The organism is Salmonella sp. 741265116_PST, from assembly GCF_046567715.1.
GTDB classification, from domain to species: domain Bacteria; phylum Pseudomonadota; class Gammaproteobacteria; order Enterobacterales; family Enterobacteriaceae; genus Salmonella; species Salmonella enterica.
In genome coordinates this window covers 13,670-29,995 of the sequence record NZ_JBKFPH010000040.1, presented here as the reverse complement: position 1 = coordinate 29,995, position 16,326 = coordinate 13,670, and the positions used below count along the sequence as shown (strand labels likewise).

Here is a 16,326-nt window from a genome sequence, read left to right as displayed (position 1 = left end):
GCTGGTTCAAGTCCAGCAGGGGCCACCAAATTTTAGCTTTAAAATCATATAATTAAGCCACTCATAAGAGTGGCTTTTTTATTTTCATAATACCCAGTGTCGCAAAAGTGTCGCGCTGATATTTTTCATTCCCAGACAGAAACCGATCAGACTGCTTTGATACCTCTGCGGTTTTGCGGCTGCTATTTTTTTAATTAAAATTATCATATAGTATTTTACTATATGATAATCACTATAGAGAGCGTACTGATGCCACTTATCGACTACATCAAGAAATACTACAATGGCAATCAGGCATCCTTTGCCCGACTGACCGGCGTTCAGCCCGCCCAAGTGACGCAGTGGCTGGATAAAAAATTCATTGTGGTGGATCACACTCTCTACAGCCCGCGTCGCAAACTCGGCACTTAACTCTACTTTTGTTCAGTTGTACCTGAACCATATGTGTACAAAATCTGTTCTCTCGACCACTGCAAGCTCTGCGACGCTTTTCAGTTCTGTAAAAATCAATAAACTCCCCTGAAGCCCTGCCGCCGCTGGGCTTATCACGTTTACCGCCAGAACGCACTGGCACACAAACGATCCACCGCAACTCACATAAAATTTATTTTAACCTTATTTATCTGTGCGTTACGTTTTGCGTTAGATCCTTTATCGATCCTTAAAACTGGAAATTACTGAAATTCCTTTCAATCTTTTCAGTTTCCAGTCTCCGCAAAGCGGCCAGTACTGGTGCGGGCTGGCGATATGATTTGAAGAAAAATCCAACTGAAAAATTTTTACGATCCAAAAACCGCAGGCGGGTGCGGTGTAGCGCCGTTTTTGTCTGCGACAGTTTTTTTTTCGTCTGTGTGAGGCAACGTCAGCACGTCCTGGCGGCACAGATCCTTTTACATGGGAAACGGGTATATGATGACTACTTGAGGCGCTTAGATTGCGTCTGGTGACGCCTGATGAAGGGTGTAAAAAAACCCGCATTATGCGGGCTGAAAAGAGAGAATCAGGCGATGATGTTCTGGTACTTGCTCCGGGTCTGCCCGGCCTTTACTGCTGTCTGGTTGAATGCTCCGGCATTGGTCGGCGTACCAACACTGGGGTGTGAATGGCTCGCGCACTGCTGCGCCAGCTCTGCCAGTAAATCAATGGTGTCCAGCATCATGGTCAGTGTGTTGACGCTCTCACTGCCAATATGGACGGTTGGCCCCATAATCTGCTGACCGCCCGATGCCACCGATTTACGCAATGCGGCAATCTTTTCTGTCAGGGTTCCCCCCACATCAACATTCATGGCACCGGCCACTTTCGTGGACTGCTGCCCGGCGATTTCGGTTTCTTCATTTCCTGTAATACTGGCCAGCCGGTTTCCTTTTACCGCCTGGCTGAAGTCGCCAGCACTGACCTGCTGTATGGCTCCGGCCATCAGCGTGGCGGTACCCAGTACTGTGATTTTATCCGTGGCTTTCACCGTGGTTTCACGGCTGACCAGTTCGCGCCGTTCCGTATCGGCTTTCACCGTCCGCGCCATCGATGTTTCACTGATGGTCTGATCCGTCTGGCGTACCCAGTCTCCTGCCTGTGTCACGCGTTGCGAGACTTCCGCCCGCTGCTGTTGCAGCTGTTCGCCGGGCTTAATGTCCGGCAGACTGGTGCCATCCGGCAGCGTCTGCCTGATAAAGGGCTTATCCGGCCTGCCGCCCGTAAACGCCACCTCTACCAGCGTTCCTTCCGGTGGAAACTGGAACATTCCCGAATCGTTACCGGCCATTGGCACTGGCAGCGGTACGGCGGAATATACCGGCGTCTGGTTGTCCGGGTTGCCGTCCGCGTCAAGCAGCTGCACGTCAACGGCGTACCGTGGCCGGAACGGGTCGGCAAAATTACCGCTTTTTACGGCCTCGCTGGGTGCCACCACCCTGGCCAGTTTGGGCAGGTGAAGACCTGAAGCCAGCTCCGGGTAATGGCTTTCTATCTGACGCTGCGCCGGTGTTTTCTGCAATGGTTGACCTGTGGCGCGGTTCCGTGGTGTCCACGTGATGGTCATTGTGTCATTCGCCAGATGAACTTTGGTCACGCGTTCCCCGTTCACGTCCACGCCCGGACGAAGACTCTGGATCACCGGCAATGTCATGGAATTACCGCCCGCCGTTCCCTGGCTGAACTCTGCCGGGATTTCTACCGGGCGTCCGGCAAACAGCGCCTTTTCTGCACCGCCGACATACAGCGAACCATCCGGCAATGGATACCAGATGTAATCCGTGATACTGAATGCCCTGCCCAGGTTATTCAGCAGCTGGTATCCCGTCCCGTTATGGGTGAAATGGGGGATCGGTTTATCACTGTACGGCACATCCGGTACCGCAATGCTGATCCCGCTGTTTTCCTCCAGCCATCCGGCCACATCGCGCAGTGTGGGATGCTGGAATGAGCATGGCCACATCCGTTCAAATACGCCAGCCAGCTCGCGGACGAACAGACGCTGATAACCGTTTTCGGCAGGCTGTGAGCGCTCCACATAGCCGGTAAACCAGCGCAGAAGTAAACCGGAATACCCCACATCCAGCCGTACCAGTTTGCCGGTGTAGTCTGTGGTCGTCTGTGCCGTAATAAAGCCACGTCCACAGCTGTTCAGCTCCAGCACCAGACTGGCGTCAGCCAGGTGTATTTCATCCGTTGAAAGGTAAAGGCGTTTTACTGGTTTCATCATTAACCTAAAGCGTCATTGACGGGCTTCAGTACCCTGCGTTCAAACCACGTCAGTTTTTCTTCATCCTCTCCGGCACTCTGGCCACCTGATTGTCCCGTACTGCTGGCCGTCTGTTTTTTTGCCGTTGTTTTACCGGTTGCCCTGGCTTCCCGCTTCTCCTGTACGCTGACATGTTCCGCTAGGGTGAACGTGACCAGCCAGGCCATTTTCCCGTCCTGCGGCGGTGCATCCAGCATTCCGCTGAAGGTGGCCTCACGAAAATTCACCGCTCTGGCCACCTCATGCGCAACGCGGTATTTCATGCGTTTCCCGTCTGCATCGGTGGCGCTGGCCAGTTCAAAAATACGCTTCAGGATCTCCGGGTTTTTAAAGGGTATTTCGCCGCTGATACGCAGCTCTTTGCCCTTTGCCCCCTGCTCTGATTTGGTGGTCGCGCTGGTCTGACCGGACTGGTCTTTATCCTGAAACTGCTGGGAAACGGTCACGCGCATGTTTTTCAGCAGTATGGCCTCACCATTAAGCGCCAGTGTCGGGATCGACGTCATGAATCATGCCCCTTATTCCATCAAGATTTTTTCCGGCCAGCATGATTGCCGCAGTATAAACAGCTGAAGGCTGCGGAATGTCCTTTACCAGCGCCAGAAGGGTGGCGGCGGTGTCGCCACTGGCCGTAAATACCCATGCCCTGGCGCTTTTCCCCTGCAAATCAGCAAGGCCGCTGGCCACATCGTTAATTAGGCTGTCACGCAGTTGCGTAAATTCCCCCAGCTGTTGTTTCAGCCCGTCCAGGCTGAATCCGGCGCCAGCCGCTTTCTGCGCCTCACTGATAGCGGCAGCGGATAACGCTGCCCTGCTGGTCGGAACGGACAGCGGAATGGCAACCGGCAGTCCTGCCCCGGCTTTCGCAGGGATCTGCATTTTCTCAGTAGCCAGTGTCGCCGCAGACTCAGCCAGACGTCTAACCTGGGTGAATGCGGGCGCGGGGAAAACATCCACCAGGCTGTTAAGCCCCTTCATGAAGTTTTCATGGGTCTGTCCCGTTACCATCATGATCACCACATCGGTATTGCCTCCCGTTCCGGCCAGCCTTTCCGCCAGATAATGGATTGCATTGACCGGACTCAGGTATGCCCCGTTATCGGTCTGCTGTCCCAGACCGTGAATCCACGGATGCGCCGGAACGACGGAACAATCCAGCGCAGCCAGTGAATCCGTAAAAGCCAGACGCGCTTCACGCCACATCCGGTACCTCCGGCCAGTCAGGGGAAGCTGTATCCACACGGTTAACCATTACGCTGTAGAGTTCCCATGCTTCAAGCCGTTTAATCTCTTCATCTGTGGCAATTTTTAGCTTTACTGCCCGCGCCAGTGGTGCAATGGCTGATTCAGCCTCAGCAAGGCGGCGAACTTTTTCAGCTTCCGCCTTTTTACGCAGCTCTTCCGGCGAATAAACCCGTTGAACGACTTTACCGTCTTTAAACTGCCAGCCGCCTGAAATATCAGCGCGACGGTTTTCATCCGTATCAGGTAGCTCCGCCACGCTCTGGCCTGCAGGCCATAAACCGGAAATATCGCGCGTAATACACGTAATAACATCGTTATCGTCGTAGGTAATTTTCAGCGTGTCTGCTGAAAATAATTGCTGACATGCATACCAGTCCTGGCCATCCTCTGATTGAAGATGCGCCGCACCGGCGAATAATGTGTCGTCTGGTTCCGGTGTATACGGAATGAAATTTTTAATATTTAAAAACTGCTTGTTCTTTTTATTTTTTGCCGCTGTCATAATTATTCCTTCTTATACACTTGGGGCTGTCACCCACGTATCACCAACCAGATACTGAATGGGACGGTAATAAACCTTGTCATCACCACCTTCCATTTCCCAGCTACCGTCAGTATGGAACCCCGTCACCACCTGTCCGCCGCCAAGCTGAAAATCACGCCACAGACCGCCAGAAAGCGCCACGGGGCCAAGTCTGACCGCTTTTACTACATTGTTGTGAATCCAGGTACTTAACCAGCCATTTCCCCATACCGAACCAAAGATATCACCGTTATTCTGATAAATAGCGCCACCTATATTTAACGCGTTACAGTAGACGATACCGTTAACAGTAAATGAAATACTTCCGTCCGTATTTCGTTGACTGTATAAATGCCATCCCTGTTCATCGCTCAGTTCAATGACTGTTGGACGTTCTCCACCTCCCCACAGACTTAAACCAGCATTCAGTGCAGAATTGTTACCACTCGATAACGTCAGTGTTTTTCCGTTGCCGGCACGCACGACACCAGTAGCGCGAATATCTGCCAGCATGTGCAGCCCGGAATTGTCGATATAACCGACCTGGGCATTATTGGCATAAATACCCAGAACGCCGTCACTGTGCCACTTAAACCCTGTATCGTTATCGCCGAATACAATAGAATTACCGCCCAGTGCATTGTCAGTACCAATACCTAAAGCCCCATTAATCCGCCCCCCTGTAATCGGCAATGCACCCACATCACCGGCAGTGGGTTTATTTATGGTGTTGAAATCACGTCGCCAGCCCGGAGAATATCCATCGCCGTTATTGATATAGGTAAACTGAGCGCTGGCAATTCCGTAACCAGACGTTGTGGTGGTCGTTGTCACCCGAATAGTCATCGCGCCACGCACTCCCATTACCTCAATCACTGCGCCAGCCAGACAGATATTGCCACAGCCCGTGTCGGTGATAACTTTATTTAAAGCGTAAGACCATGTCCCTCGGCACATCCAGTACGGGTGATTGAATGCGCCCTGCGACTCCAGCCAGACGATAAATTCCGCCGTCGTCCACGGATTATCATCACCGCCGATAGTCACCGCGCCATCAAACGCTCGCGCGGCACCGATACGACGTACAAACAAATCCTTGTCAGGAATGTCGCTGCCATTGCTGTTTTTTTCCAGGCGCCCGTTCGCATTATCCATAGCCGTTTTAACCGCTTTCGGCGTTGCGGCCAGTGATTCCGACTCACTGTTCGTATCACTGCTTAACTGCACAAACCCTTTTTCGCGGGTTGTGGCGTCCGGATGGTTACGGGATTGTTCGTGTTTTCTCAGCGCATCACTGGCCTGCTGCTCATTCAGCGTCCCTTTCGGGCGTAAATCCGTAATATTGCCGTTTTCATCAATACCCGCCACCGCAAACACATAATGCTGTACGCCGTTCTGCACATAATCCGCCAGGTTGTCAGCAACCGTAATACGGGACTGCACACCCCACACGCTGGTAAGCGTTCCTGTCCAGCATACATCCAGCCAGACTTTGACCGGCCTGGTTGTCACGGTAATATTCAGGTTTTCTGCAAGCGTTGTGCGCAGCCCTGCCACATAGCTGGTACCTTTGGTCACATAAAACTGATTCCCGCTTTTCCCGACCAGATAGCCGTCACCAAAAAACGCCGCCGCCCCGAAGATGTCGATATTTTCCAGGCGCTGGCGCTCGTCCATTCCGGCCATACGCGCGGTAAAGTCAATCTGCCAGGTCTCAGCAGGCGTATTAATTCCGGTTTCAGCCTGTGCGCCGTTATATTCCATCAGAAACGAGCGCGTAAGCACGTTCCCCTGTTGCCCTTCAGCTGTTTTAAGTTTTTGCTGTAATGGCGCATGAACAATCATTGCCAGCGTACCGCTGGCTTTATTCAGCAATCCAATCCAGTTAAAGGAGAAATCCCCCACGTCCGCCCCCAGTACGACGGAATGCACCACGGCGTTGTCATTCACCACACCCTTACGGCTGACGGCCTGCCGGTGAACAATCTGTTCAGCCGGTGGCAGGGTTTCATTGCGGTCAACCGGCTGATCCGGATCAAGTCCCGGTACGTTAGCGAACACAAATTCATCCAGCAGGACAGGCTCCCCCGTGGCACCCTGTTGCGCTTTCCACTGTTCAAATGCCAGTGTAATTGTTGTCTGTGACATATAATCCCCTTATAACCCTGCGCTGTACGTTGCGCTGCTGGTTTCCGTACCGCTCAGTGCTGCCGGATAAACCACATATTCCCCCTGATCCCATCCCGCCCGGATAGTCAGCCGTTCGGACGTGATCACTTCAAACTGGTAACGGCGGCATGTCCGCCCGTACTGCCGGATAATCTGGATCATCAACTGCGTGTTAGTCGCAATCTGGCTGTCCGTGACGCGAACCTGAATCACATCCCAGTCAATGCCCGGCTGGCGCTCCATCAGTTCAACGTACCCGATCCCCAGCCGCTCAAAGATACTGATAAATCCCTCAACAGAACCGGCGTCACGCGCATTCACGAAGGCATACGCCACACGCCTGCGGAACAGTTCCAGCGGCTCCCCGTCAAAGCGGGAAATGTCCCGGTCATACGCCAGCAGGTTAAGTAACGCCGGTGTACAGGTCAGCGGATCAAACTGGTTCAGTGGCCACGTCACCCAGCCGTACACCTCCGCCCAGAATCGCCGCGCCGTTTGCAGCAGTTTTCGCGGCTCGCCCCTGTCCATCCAGGAGGGAAGTACCATTCCGGCCAGTTTTTTCATGAACTCATTCATTCTCAATACTCACCACAAGCGATTTCAGGCGCGGCACATTCAGCTCACTGGCAATGTCATCCAGCGAAAAATTCAGCGATTCCGTTACCGGAAAGTTTTTATGGATTTCGCGCCCCAGCTGCGAGAAGGAGAACCGTGAATACGGCCACGTCCTTCTGACGTCATAGTCCGTATTTTCCCGGAAGGCGCACCGGATCAGGTTTTCAATACCGTCCTTCAGGCGCTTCTGTTCATCATCACTGATGTTGTTCAGGTTCCTGACCCAGACAGTGACCGCCAGATCGTGCAGGGTTTCCGGCATGGCATAACACTGCATATCGTCCCCGTGGCCGTGATGCCCCTGCGTGTTGATATAGTCATTCACGGCATCCACAAACGGCGCAGAAGCCACGCCGCTGTCCAGCAATAAATAGGCGTTGGCTGTCCCCGGCCCCCTCGGTGCTTCGTGCTCAAAGAAAATCCGATCAATGCTCAGTCCGGCAACACCGGCTATCATCGACCGGTACACCGCGTCCGTGTGGTAATTGCCCACCAGGTTAAACTGGTTACGGCAACGCTCACGCAGTTCATCATCGCTTTCCTCATCCGCGCCTGGTATGGTCAGCCAGTTTTCTTCACTGGCCACATGGCTGATGCCGTCCACGGCCACAGGCAGAATGCGGTAATATCCCGGCGCAAGGTTATATGCGCCACCCGTTCCCGTTGCCTTTACCGGCAGCAGTGCGCTGGCGGTACCGGAGGCGAGCACCACATCTTCCGTAGTGGCCAGTTCATACACCCTGCCGTTAATACGTTCTGTCTGTATCACCGTTCCGGCCTTCACCGTCACCACGGCGCTGGCGTCTTCCTTGTAAAAACGGATAACGCCCTGTGCAGCGCTGGCGGGCTTCGGCGTGATATTCACTGCCCATGCCAGCAGCCGTAACATGCTTCCACTGGCCGTGGCCACAAACATATTGGCCAGTACGGTGGAGATCAGAACCTCCTTCAGCCACATCACCGGCGCGGTTACAATGGCCGTGACCAGTCGCCAGAACGGAGACATACGGGAGGTATTCGTGATAATTCCCTCCTCCGTCGCAATGGCATTAAAGCGATCGCGAATCTCTTCTTCCGTCACCGGCATACCGCTGGCTTTCACCACCTCTTCAAAGTCAACCTGTGGCTTTTCCGTCATAAATCCACCTGTACCGATATTCCGCCGAAGTCATAAGTGCTGGCCGTGATCCACAACCGTGTCCGGCTTTCTTCACCGATTTCCACTGTTCCCGGAACGATACGTTCATCATCCTCAATCAGTAATTCCATACGGGTAAAAATATCTGCCCGCATGGTCGGGCTTCTCTCGGCAATTAATTCCGTCGCCAGACCGCTTTCAATAATGGAATGAATAATGTCCTGCCCGATACTTTTACGGTTATTACATAATTCAGGTTCATTACCGGTATTCAGGACAAAGTCATTTCCCTGAATTAATAAATCAACATACAGGATTTCATTCATACGCCCAGCTCCTGAAACTCCATTAACTGCCCCGGCGTTATCATTTCTTTTGGATAGATATTGACAGTATTAATTTTCCGGCTGTTATCCGTCACAGACCTTGAGTTATTACTGACAGATTTACTGATACCACCTTTATCAATTCCTTTTAGCTCGCCACCTGTAGATAAATTATTTACTGTTAATGGTGGCGAAGAGGTTTCATTAGCCATTGAGATATCAACGCCGGGTATTTTATTCAGCTTCTCAACAATCCAGTTCCACGATTTCAGAAAACCACCTTTAACGGACTGCCAGACATTATCAAACATGGATACAATACCCGACGCCAGTCCACTTAATGCCTGTGAGGGTGAAAACCCTGTTAATAGCGCAATAAAACTGTTCCAGCCTTCACTGATAAATTGCCATGCTGTGGAAAACACCCCGGCCAGCCACGCCACCATCCTGGCACATGCCTGAAACGCGGATGTTTCCATAACAGCTGCTTTCACCGTATCCCAGTGCTGAATCAGCAACCAGCAACCCGCCGCAAGCAACGCTATCGCCCCGATCACAAGCAAGACCGGCCAGCTCATAAGATTAATACCGATTCCGGCCATGATTGCCGCCATACGAACGGCCAACAACGCTCCGCGCAAAAATTTAAGCGTCGCATTCCAGGCGATAACAGCAATTTGTGCCAGCCATACCGTTGCCGTATATGCTTTCGTGACGGCGGTCATGGCAACCCAGATCCCGCGTAAACCTGCCATGATGAACTTAGAAGCGCCCATCACAATATTGGCAACCGCGCCCACTGCCGCAAACCCCAGCAACGCCATAGCGGCATAGCCGATAACACGGGCAATGTTGGGAAATAGCTGCATCCATCTGGCAAATGTCTGTCCCATATCCGCCAGACGATTCAGCACCGGATACAATACCGGAATTAGTGTCAGCCCTATTACGGTCTGAATAGCTTTCAGGATTTGTACAAACCGATCCCACGGTTTCACCAGTTTACTGGCCATCTCCTGCGTACGTTTCAGACCGTCAGATCCACCCAGTTCGGTGATGTTCCTCTGAAGAAGCGCCACATTACCGTAAAGGTGTTTGACCACAGCCGAACTGTCACCGAATGCCGCATCCAGTTCCGCCTGGGCTTTCAGATTCCCTTCCAGGCTCTTGCCGTATTTGCCCTGCAATTTAATCAGCATCTCAGGCATGGACAGCATTTTGCCGGTAGCGTCAGTGAAGGACAGCCCCAGTTTTTTCGCCCCCTCAACTGCCCCCGTCATAAAGCCTTCATAGGCGCTGCTGGCTTCCGTTCCCAGCGTGCGGTTCAGTTGCCCCAGTACCGCCAGCTGTTCATCCAGTCCGACACCGTAGTTAGTCCCCACACCGCGCGCACCTTCCATCAAATCCTTAATCGTCGCCATTTCAGTACCGAACGTTTTACGCATATACACCATTTTTCCGGCCAGCTGTTCAGCGAACTGAACCTTGCCCAGACGCTCCGCATCGGCGGAAAAATTACCAAACATCTGCCCCATAAATTCCGCCGTTTCTGCGGCGGTGGATTTCAGGGCAAACGCCAGGGTATTAGCAACTTTTGTCACTTTCGGCAGTTCATTACCGGTCAGCCCGGCAATGGCGGAATTAATACTTTCAGTGGACTGAACAAATTCCACCGCACTGGCGCCATAAGTTGTACTGAAGCGCAGCGCATCCCGCTGTACGGCTTTTAATGCCTGATCATCAATCCCTTTTGATGCTGCATCATTCAGCGCATCATACATTTCAATTGCCGGTGATAACGCACCCCGTATGGCCATTCCTGTACCCGCTAAAGCCAGCACACCACCGCCAATCTGCATAAAGGCCGCTTTTGATTTTTCCGCAAAGCCGGTGACGCTGCTCTGTGCCTGTTTTAACGGGCGGGACAACTTATCAATCAGGCTTAATGTAAAATCTAACTGTTTCATTCTGTGCCTTTAAATGCTTTAGCCACACCATTGGCCACAGCAATTCCTGTATATTCCCAGTGACGGTTATCCAGCCAGATAGCCGCAGCAATATCGTCAACGGAATCCTGACCATGTGGTAAATAATGACGGCGAAGTATTAAATATTGTTCGAGTCCGTTCTGTTCAATTGCCCGGACTCGCTTTGTCAGTTTTTTACTTCAATTTCCAGTTCAGGGGCGTAAATATCATTAACCTTACTGACAAGCTGAAGCGCAGCGCCCGGACGTTTTAATATTTCAGCTAAAGCTTCCTTGCTTTCCGTTGCAACAATACGCGTCAGGTAGTTATGCGCAGGTGCCACTTTATTGTCCATTGCCATTTCATTAATAAACTTATTATAGGCGGTCTGATTTGGTTCAAAAATAATATCAGTCCCACAGACACACAGTTTAATTTTTTCCATATAAAAGATTCTCTCTACGATTAATTTCATCTATTAACTGATTATGGCGTGCTGCGCACTGACCATAAATTTCAAGATACGCATTCAACAGTTCCGCAGCATCTTTACCCGTAGTCCCTTTCAGGCGTGGCAGCTGCGTGACGCATTTAGTTTTCAGGTTTTCCTGATAACGCACGTTCGGTACTGGCGGCGGCGTCGTTGTACATGCGGACAAAGTCGTCAGACAGGCACACGTTAGTAAACACCGGCTTAACCACCTCCGTACGAATTTCACGCGGCGGTGCATTTTTCAAAGCCTCCAGTTGTTCTTCCAGTTTTCGCCCGGATTCACTGGCCATGCTCGCCAGCGTTTCCCCGGTAGCGCTGGCTGACCGGCTGATGGCCAGATCGATACTGTCACGCTGCCAGTTAGCCGCCTTCCAGCCTGCCCAGAAGGCCAGAACAACCGTTATAAGCCAGCCCGCCACCACACGATCCATCAGCGAACCCCATCATGTTCCAGACTGAAATGATTACCATCCGGCCTGGATTTGAAGCGCCCGCCCCAGCTGCCGCCCAGTGACTCCCAGTATTCGCCCAGCGGCAGGTAATCCTCTGTGCGGGTCTGGTACTGGCCGTTAACAAACAGGTTAAAATCCACTGCCAGACGCCGTGTATGCAGACTGTTGGTAATACCGCTGCCCTTTTTCGCGTTCAGCGCCGCCTGTTCCGGCGTGCGGTACGCCTCCCCGAACGTCAGCCGGTAGCCGTGTTCTTCTGCCCAGTGGATCAGATTTGCCACCATAACGGTAAACAGCTGCTGTTTTTCACTCAGTGTCATTTGTCAGCCCCCTTCCCCAGAAAACCGATCCCTTTCTTACGTAGCCAGGCTTCAACACCATTAAGGCCAAGAATCCCCAACGCTGAACCAATGCCGGCAAGCGCAAGCGGATGGATATCCGGTACGAAGTAAAGCGCCACCCCTGCCGCTACTGATAACGCGCTGCCCACAATGACACGCCCCAGAACCAGACGTGCCGTGATCGGCTCGTCACTGTTCAGCATCTTGCCCAGGGCAATCAGCGCCCCCATAATTGCCAGCGCAATAAACCCTTTTTCGTAGTCCTGCATCCCTTTTCCTTACCCGATCAGATTTTCCGTAGCTTCCGCTTCCAGATACGGAACCCCGTTGATGTTGACGAACTTCGGACTGGTCACGAAGTATTTAATTTTGTGCGTGGATACGCTGCCGCCTTTTGGATCAATATCCAGCAGATTGCTTAACTGCAATTTATTGCCGAACGTCTCGACCTTCACTTCTTCACTGCCAGCTTTGGCGTAGAAAAGAAAATCCAGCGGTTCAATACCTCGCCACGAACCTGCGGCGCGGGCTTTGGCTGTCAGTACCTGAAGCACTTTAGAACTGACTTCAATTTCTCCCTCTGCGGCCACATCACCATCAACATGGCCGTCCGGCACACCACGTGTCTGGGCGGCGGCGCTGTTATCCGTGATATCCAGCGAAATTTTTTCTATATGGATCAGTTCACCATCGATGTAGGCATCAAATGACATGCCTGAAATACGTTTGGTCATGCTGCGGCCTCCAGACTGGCATCCAGTAACAGGCTGATAGTGATTTGCAGCGGCACTTCATACGTGCGTACCACAATGTAAATATCCACCGCCTTCTTGCTCTTCCAGACAATAGAGACATCTCCATCCTGCGGCTGCTTCACCTCTCCCGGAAACGACACACCGTTAATGTTGGCCGCCGTGGACATTTCGCGCAGTGGGCGGGCAAACAACGTCTGGTGTGCCGCGATGCTGCCCGGCGTACTGTTCAGCGAACGATCGGCAATTTTACCGATAGCCAGCAGGCGGACACGACGGGCGGCCTTGTCCACAATACGTAGCGTCTCAATGGACTGATAATCCCCCCCTTCCACATCCAGCGTACGTCCGTCAGCCCAGTAAAAACCGTCATAATCCGGATACCACATCGGCACGCTGTAGCGCTGCGCTTCCAGCGCTTTAAGGGTGGCCAGCTCCAGTGTTTTCCCGGTGCCATCTTCCGGTAGTTCATCGCTGCCCAGATTAAGTAGCGCCCCGGTTTTCACCCTCGCCGGGCTGTCAGCCACCGTCACCGCCCGGTTACACAGGCGACCGGCCAGCACGCCCGGTTCATTCCCCCACAGACGCGGAACCAGCTGAACCGCTTTCTCTGCAATACCCTGCTGAAGGGTGGACAGACGTTTCAGATAATCCGCCTGGGCTTCATCCTCCTGCATTCCCTGAACCGCCAGGATGAACCACACCCAGCGCCCGTATTGCGCAATCAGTTCAGATCGCAGCGTTGCCGCCTGGTTAATCTGTTCTTTTGCCGCCACATCATCCGACAGCACCACGCCTTCCACCGAGCAGGAAACCTGTGCAGCTTTGACGGCATCCACCCACGCGCCCGACTCACTGTCTGCGGCCAGTACATGAACAAATCCCCACCAGTTCTGGCCGGCGTTCGCCATTGCCGCCAGTACATCACTTTTTAACGGGCTGTTCCCCTCACCCAGTAGCGCGTTAAAGTCACTCTGTGCGTTAACAGCCAGCGTTTTACCCACATTTTTGGTACCCGTACCGATAAACAGCAACGTGCGCTCCACCTCATTGGTTTCACCCAGTAGCTGGTTTACCTGGTTAACGGTCACGGTTGGCCAGGTCATGTTTTCCCCTTAATATCCTGCGCCTTTACATTCCAGCCAAAGCCTATAGCCTGAAGCTGACGCGCCAGCGCTTTATCAAATTCATCGTCATTCATGCCCAGAAATACGCGGGCAGGAAGATCCACAGTCCAGCTGGTTTTCACTGCTTTACCACTCAGCTTTCGAATCAGTAATCCGGCCTGGCTGTATGGCATCGTCCGCGTGATATCGCCCAGCGTGGGCTTTTTCCAGCGTTTTCCGGTTCTCACCCGATACCCCAGCGCACGCAGTTTTTTAGCCTGGGCAGGTGTCGCCATTTTTCCGGCGTCCGCCTTACGTGGCTGACTGCTGCGGCTGACCTTTACCCGCATTCCGTTTTGTTGCGCATAACCTACGGTTCCTGCCGGAACCGGCGTTTCCCCGTTCCGGTACCCGCCGCCCTGCAAATAGATCCGTACGGCCTGAATCTCAGGCATTTCACGGATATGAAGCAGCTTTGGCAGGTTACGCAGCATCTTCCCTTTGCGTTTTGTCTTACGTCCCGGCCATTTCTGGCCGTCCGGGGATTCCTGGTTACGAACATGTCTTTTTGCCGCAGCAATTACGCCATATTTCGCCAGACGCCAGATCAGCCGCTGGCGCTTCTGCGGTGGCAACTCCATACTGGCCAGCGCCTTACGTAATTCAGTCAGCTGTTTTTTATTCAGCTCGCCACCGGCTATCATATTTCCCCGCTCACCGGCGCCCCGGTTTCATCCACACTGAAAATGCTGGCAGTTAACGCCGTCCAGATTTCAGGATCTGCCAGTGACCAGCGTTCACCACGCCACGGAATAGCCCCGTTTTCGTCCTGCCTGATCACCAGTTCTTCCACCATCGGAACGGTCAGCACCACAGTGGCGGTTTCCTCATCTTCCACCGACACATCCCAGTCAGGTTCGGCTTCACTCAGCCCGACTTCATCCAGCAGGTCTCTGTCTGCATCGTCCAGCCACGCCGCCAGTAAGGACATAAGTAACTGCGGCGGACACAGGCGATAGGGAAAACGCGCCCAGCTCAGAACTGCGTCATACCGAATAACCGCCTGGCGATATTGCCCCAGCCCGTAATCCTTCGCGGCGGGGATGAACTTCATTTCATCCAGTACGCTGTCAAATGACTGCATCGCCCGCGGCGGAACGTTCTCCTGAAAAAAAGCGGTCAGGCTTTGGATCTGCGTCTGGCTCATACTTTTTTCACCGTTGCCCGTTTAAGCCCCTTCATGCGACGGATCACCACGGACGCCTCAGCCAGTAACCCGGCCCGTGTCTCCTGGCTTTCCTGCCCCGGATGGGTATCACGCCGTCCGATAGTGGCGAACTCACCCAACAGATCCGCTTTTGCCCTGGCAAAAACGGCTTTCATGTACTGGGCGCACAGGCTGTTAAGTCCGCCCATCTTTACACCCGGCACATCTGCCGCCAGCGTATGGCCTTTCGCTTTCCAGCTGGCCTCCACGTTTTCCAGCTCGGCATTCACCTCCGCGACAGCGGCAAGCAGCGCCTGGCTGATGGTGTCAGCGTCAATATCTGGCGGTAGTGACCGCTGCGCCTGAAAATCCTTCAGATTCAGATCCGGCCAGAAACCATTATTGGCCAGCGGCTCGTCCTGATAATCCAGCGGTTTTCCACTAAACATAAATCCCCCGAAAAAGGCGGACTGACCGGTTTCCACGGCGCAATGACACACAAGGTGTTTTGCCCTCCACCGCGTCCGCCTGGCGTACGGTAGTCTTTACCCCTGCGTCAGTTTTCGGACACGGGCGGCAATGGTCTGCCGCGCTGTTCTGACGCCAATTTTTGAATAGTGTTTTTCTGCGATGGCCAGCAAATGATCGGCTTTTTCCAGCGTTTCAATATCATCCACACCCGCAGCAGTTTGCTGGCCATCCTCATTGCGCAGCAGCTCCAGCCCCGCAAATTTGTACCACTTGGCTGTTACCTGCTCATGCAGTCGCCATACCCCTGCCACACGTTCAAACGTACGGGAGAAATACGGCTCAATACTTTCTCCGCGCCCGGCGCTTTCCTGCGCCCATGCCAGCATCGTATCGGCCACAAACGTGGGAAAATTGCTGCGTAACTGATCCGGTGTGGCTTGTTGCTGACTGATTGCGATATCAGCCCATTCCAGCGCCTGATCCAGGTCGCCCACGTCAAACAGCCAGATAACACACCAGGCAAATACCGGATTGGCGTACACCTGCTTGCTTTCCAGATACGCTTCAACAGTCGGTACCCAGCGCGGCAGCAACACATCCCTTTTAAACTCAATGCGATCCGCGATTGTCGGCAGGCTGCGTACGTGCCCCACATCCGTTTCCAGCGCTTTGACCAGAAGGTGCATACTTTCCGTGGTTTCCAGCGCCTGGCTTCGCTTCAGCTTTTGTTCCATCGCAATGCGCTGGCTGTGACGCTGCGCGGGAGAAAGTGCCATTT

Annotated in this window: 21 protein-coding genes and 2 pseudogenes; 1 reads left to right on the top strand and 22 read right to left on the bottom strand. The window is 53.1% G+C overall.

Annotation, left to right across the window (positions count from 1 at the left end):
- Positions 1–249 precede the first annotated feature (249 nt).
- Positions 250–411, top strand: coding sequence for a hypothetical protein (locus ACLD11_RS19845; protein WP_001128281.1), 162 nt, complete (start codon positions 250–252; stop codon positions 409–411).
- Between the two features lie 589 nt (positions 412–1,000).
- On the opposite strand, the gene ACLD11_RS19840 is transcribed toward ACLD11_RS19845, so the two are convergent.
- The 22 genes and pseudogenes from ACLD11_RS19840 to gpM all read right to left on the bottom strand — a co-directional run bounded on the left by ACLD11_RS19840 (position 1,001) and on the right by gpM (position 16,324).
- Positions 1,001–2,704, bottom strand: coding sequence for a hypothetical protein (locus ACLD11_RS19840; protein WP_115198314.1), 1,704 nt, complete (start codon positions 2,702–2,704; stop codon positions 1,001–1,003).
- Positions 2,704–3,249: a hypothetical protein gene (locus tag ACLD11_RS19835; protein WP_000200789.1), complete on the bottom strand. Its 546-nt coding sequence runs from the start codon at positions 3,247–3,249 to the stop codon at positions 2,704–2,706. Before ACLD11_RS19835 ends, ACLD11_RS19840 begins: the two co-directional genes overlap by 1 nt.
- The gene (locus tag ACLD11_RS19830) at positions 3,221–3,946 is read right to left on the bottom strand and encodes a hypothetical protein (RefSeq protein WP_000267951.1); all 726 of its coding nucleotides are present in this window, start codon (positions 3,944–3,946) and stop codon (positions 3,221–3,223) included. The genes ACLD11_RS19835 and ACLD11_RS19830 overlap by 29 nt, the downstream gene beginning before the upstream one ends.
- Positions 3,936–4,490, bottom strand: a complete 555-nt coding sequence (locus tag ACLD11_RS19825; RefSeq protein WP_000122989.1) for a tail fiber assembly protein — start codon at positions 4,488–4,490, stop codon at positions 3,936–3,938. The genes ACLD11_RS19830 and ACLD11_RS19825 overlap by 11 nt, the downstream gene beginning before the upstream one ends.
- A gap of 825 nt (positions 4,491–5,315) precedes the next feature.
- Positions 5,316–5,639, bottom strand: a pseudogene (locus tag ACLD11_RS19820) (phage tail protein); the annotation flags it as partial.
- A 54-nt stretch (positions 5,640–5,693) separates the two neighbouring features.
- Positions 5,694–6,659: pseudogene (locus tag ACLD11_RS19815) on the bottom strand (phage tail protein); the annotation flags it as partial.
- Positions 6,660–6,668: 9 nt separating this feature from the next.
- Entirely contained in the window at positions 6,669–7,256 is a 588-nt protein-coding gene (locus ACLD11_RS19810; protein WP_001001824.1) for a phage tail protein, read from the bottom strand.
- Positions 7,249–8,433: a baseplate J/gp47 family protein gene (locus tag ACLD11_RS19805; RefSeq protein ID WP_094947655.1), complete on the bottom strand. Its 1,185-nt coding sequence runs from the start codon at positions 8,431–8,433 to the stop codon at positions 7,249–7,251. Before ACLD11_RS19805 ends, ACLD11_RS19810 begins: the two co-directional genes overlap by 8 nt.
- A complete protein-coding gene (locus ACLD11_RS19800) occupies positions 8,430–8,759 on the bottom strand; it encodes a DUF2590 family protein (RefSeq protein ID WP_001002797.1) in 330 nt (109 codons plus the stop codon). The genes ACLD11_RS19805 and ACLD11_RS19800 overlap by 4 nt, the downstream gene beginning before the upstream one ends.
- Positions 8,756–10,726: a phage tail tape measure protein gene (locus ACLD11_RS19795; RefSeq protein ID WP_183046907.1), complete on the bottom strand. Its 1,971-nt coding sequence runs from the start codon at positions 10,724–10,726 to the stop codon at positions 8,756–8,758. Before ACLD11_RS19795 ends, ACLD11_RS19800 begins: the two co-directional genes overlap by 4 nt.
- Positions 10,723–10,866, bottom strand: a complete 144-nt coding sequence (locus ACLD11_RS19790) for a DUF6890 family protein (protein WP_370922079.1) — start codon at positions 10,864–10,866, stop codon at positions 10,723–10,725. The genes ACLD11_RS19795 and ACLD11_RS19790 overlap by 4 nt, the downstream gene beginning before the upstream one ends.
- A gap of 47 nt (positions 10,867–10,913) precedes the next feature.
- Positions 10,914–11,171: a putative phage tail assembly chaperone gene (locus ACLD11_RS19785; RefSeq protein WP_000411339.1), complete on the bottom strand. Its 258-nt coding sequence runs from the start codon at positions 11,169–11,171 to the stop codon at positions 10,914–10,916.
- On the bottom strand, positions 11,158–11,346 hold the full coding sequence (locus ACLD11_RS19780; RefSeq protein ID WP_259467689.1) for a hypothetical protein: 189 nt from the start codon (positions 11,344–11,346) through the stop codon (positions 11,158–11,160). The genes ACLD11_RS19785 and ACLD11_RS19780 overlap by 14 nt, the downstream gene beginning before the upstream one ends.
- Positions 11,318–11,650 carry a hypothetical protein gene (locus ACLD11_RS19775; RefSeq protein ID WP_000376370.1) on the bottom strand — a complete coding sequence of 111 codons (333 nt, stop codon included), beginning with the start codon at positions 11,648–11,650 and terminating at the stop codon, positions 11,318–11,320. The genes ACLD11_RS19780 and ACLD11_RS19775 overlap by 29 nt, the downstream gene beginning before the upstream one ends.
- Positions 11,650–11,991 (bottom strand): M15 family metallopeptidase, encoded by a 342-nt coding sequence (locus ACLD11_RS19770; protein ID WP_000175560.1) that lies wholly within the window; start codon positions 11,989–11,991, stop codon positions 11,650–11,652. The genes ACLD11_RS19775 and ACLD11_RS19770 overlap by 1 nt, the downstream gene beginning before the upstream one ends.
- Positions 11,988–12,281 carry a phage holin family protein gene (locus ACLD11_RS19765; protein WP_001154425.1) on the bottom strand — a complete coding sequence of 98 codons (294 nt, stop codon included), beginning with the start codon at positions 12,279–12,281 and terminating at the stop codon, positions 11,988–11,990. Before ACLD11_RS19765 ends, ACLD11_RS19770 begins: the two co-directional genes overlap by 4 nt.
- Before the next feature lie 9 nt (positions 12,282–12,290).
- On the bottom strand, positions 12,291–12,746 hold the full coding sequence (locus ACLD11_RS19760; RefSeq protein WP_000166743.1) for a phage protein: 456 nt from the start codon (positions 12,744–12,746) through the stop codon (positions 12,291–12,293).
- Complete coding sequence (locus tag ACLD11_RS19755) at positions 12,743–13,870, bottom strand: DUF2586 domain-containing protein (protein WP_183046908.1); 1,128 nt, start codon at positions 13,868–13,870, stop codon at positions 12,743–12,745. The genes ACLD11_RS19760 and ACLD11_RS19755 overlap by 4 nt, the downstream gene beginning before the upstream one ends.
- Positions 13,867–14,574 (bottom strand): hypothetical protein, encoded by a 708-nt coding sequence (locus ACLD11_RS19750; RefSeq protein WP_000560083.1) that lies wholly within the window; start codon positions 14,572–14,574, stop codon positions 13,867–13,869. The genes ACLD11_RS19755 and ACLD11_RS19750 overlap by 4 nt, the downstream gene beginning before the upstream one ends.
- A complete protein-coding gene (locus ACLD11_RS19745) occupies positions 14,571–15,077 on the bottom strand; it encodes a phage tail protein (RefSeq protein WP_000084220.1) in 507 nt (168 codons plus the stop codon). Before ACLD11_RS19745 ends, ACLD11_RS19750 begins: the two co-directional genes overlap by 4 nt.
- On the bottom strand, positions 15,074–15,526 hold the full coding sequence (locus ACLD11_RS19740; RefSeq protein ID WP_001680743.1) for a head completion/stabilization protein: 453 nt from the start codon (positions 15,524–15,526) through the stop codon (positions 15,074–15,076). The genes ACLD11_RS19745 and ACLD11_RS19740 overlap by 4 nt, the downstream gene beginning before the upstream one ends.
- Positions 15,527–15,622: 96 nt before the next feature.
- Complete coding sequence (gene gpM / locus ACLD11_RS19735; RefSeq protein ID WP_001218536.1) at positions 15,623–16,324, bottom strand: phage terminase small subunit; 702 nt, start codon at positions 16,322–16,324, stop codon at positions 15,623–15,625.
- Positions 16,325–16,326: the final 2 nt, after the last annotated feature.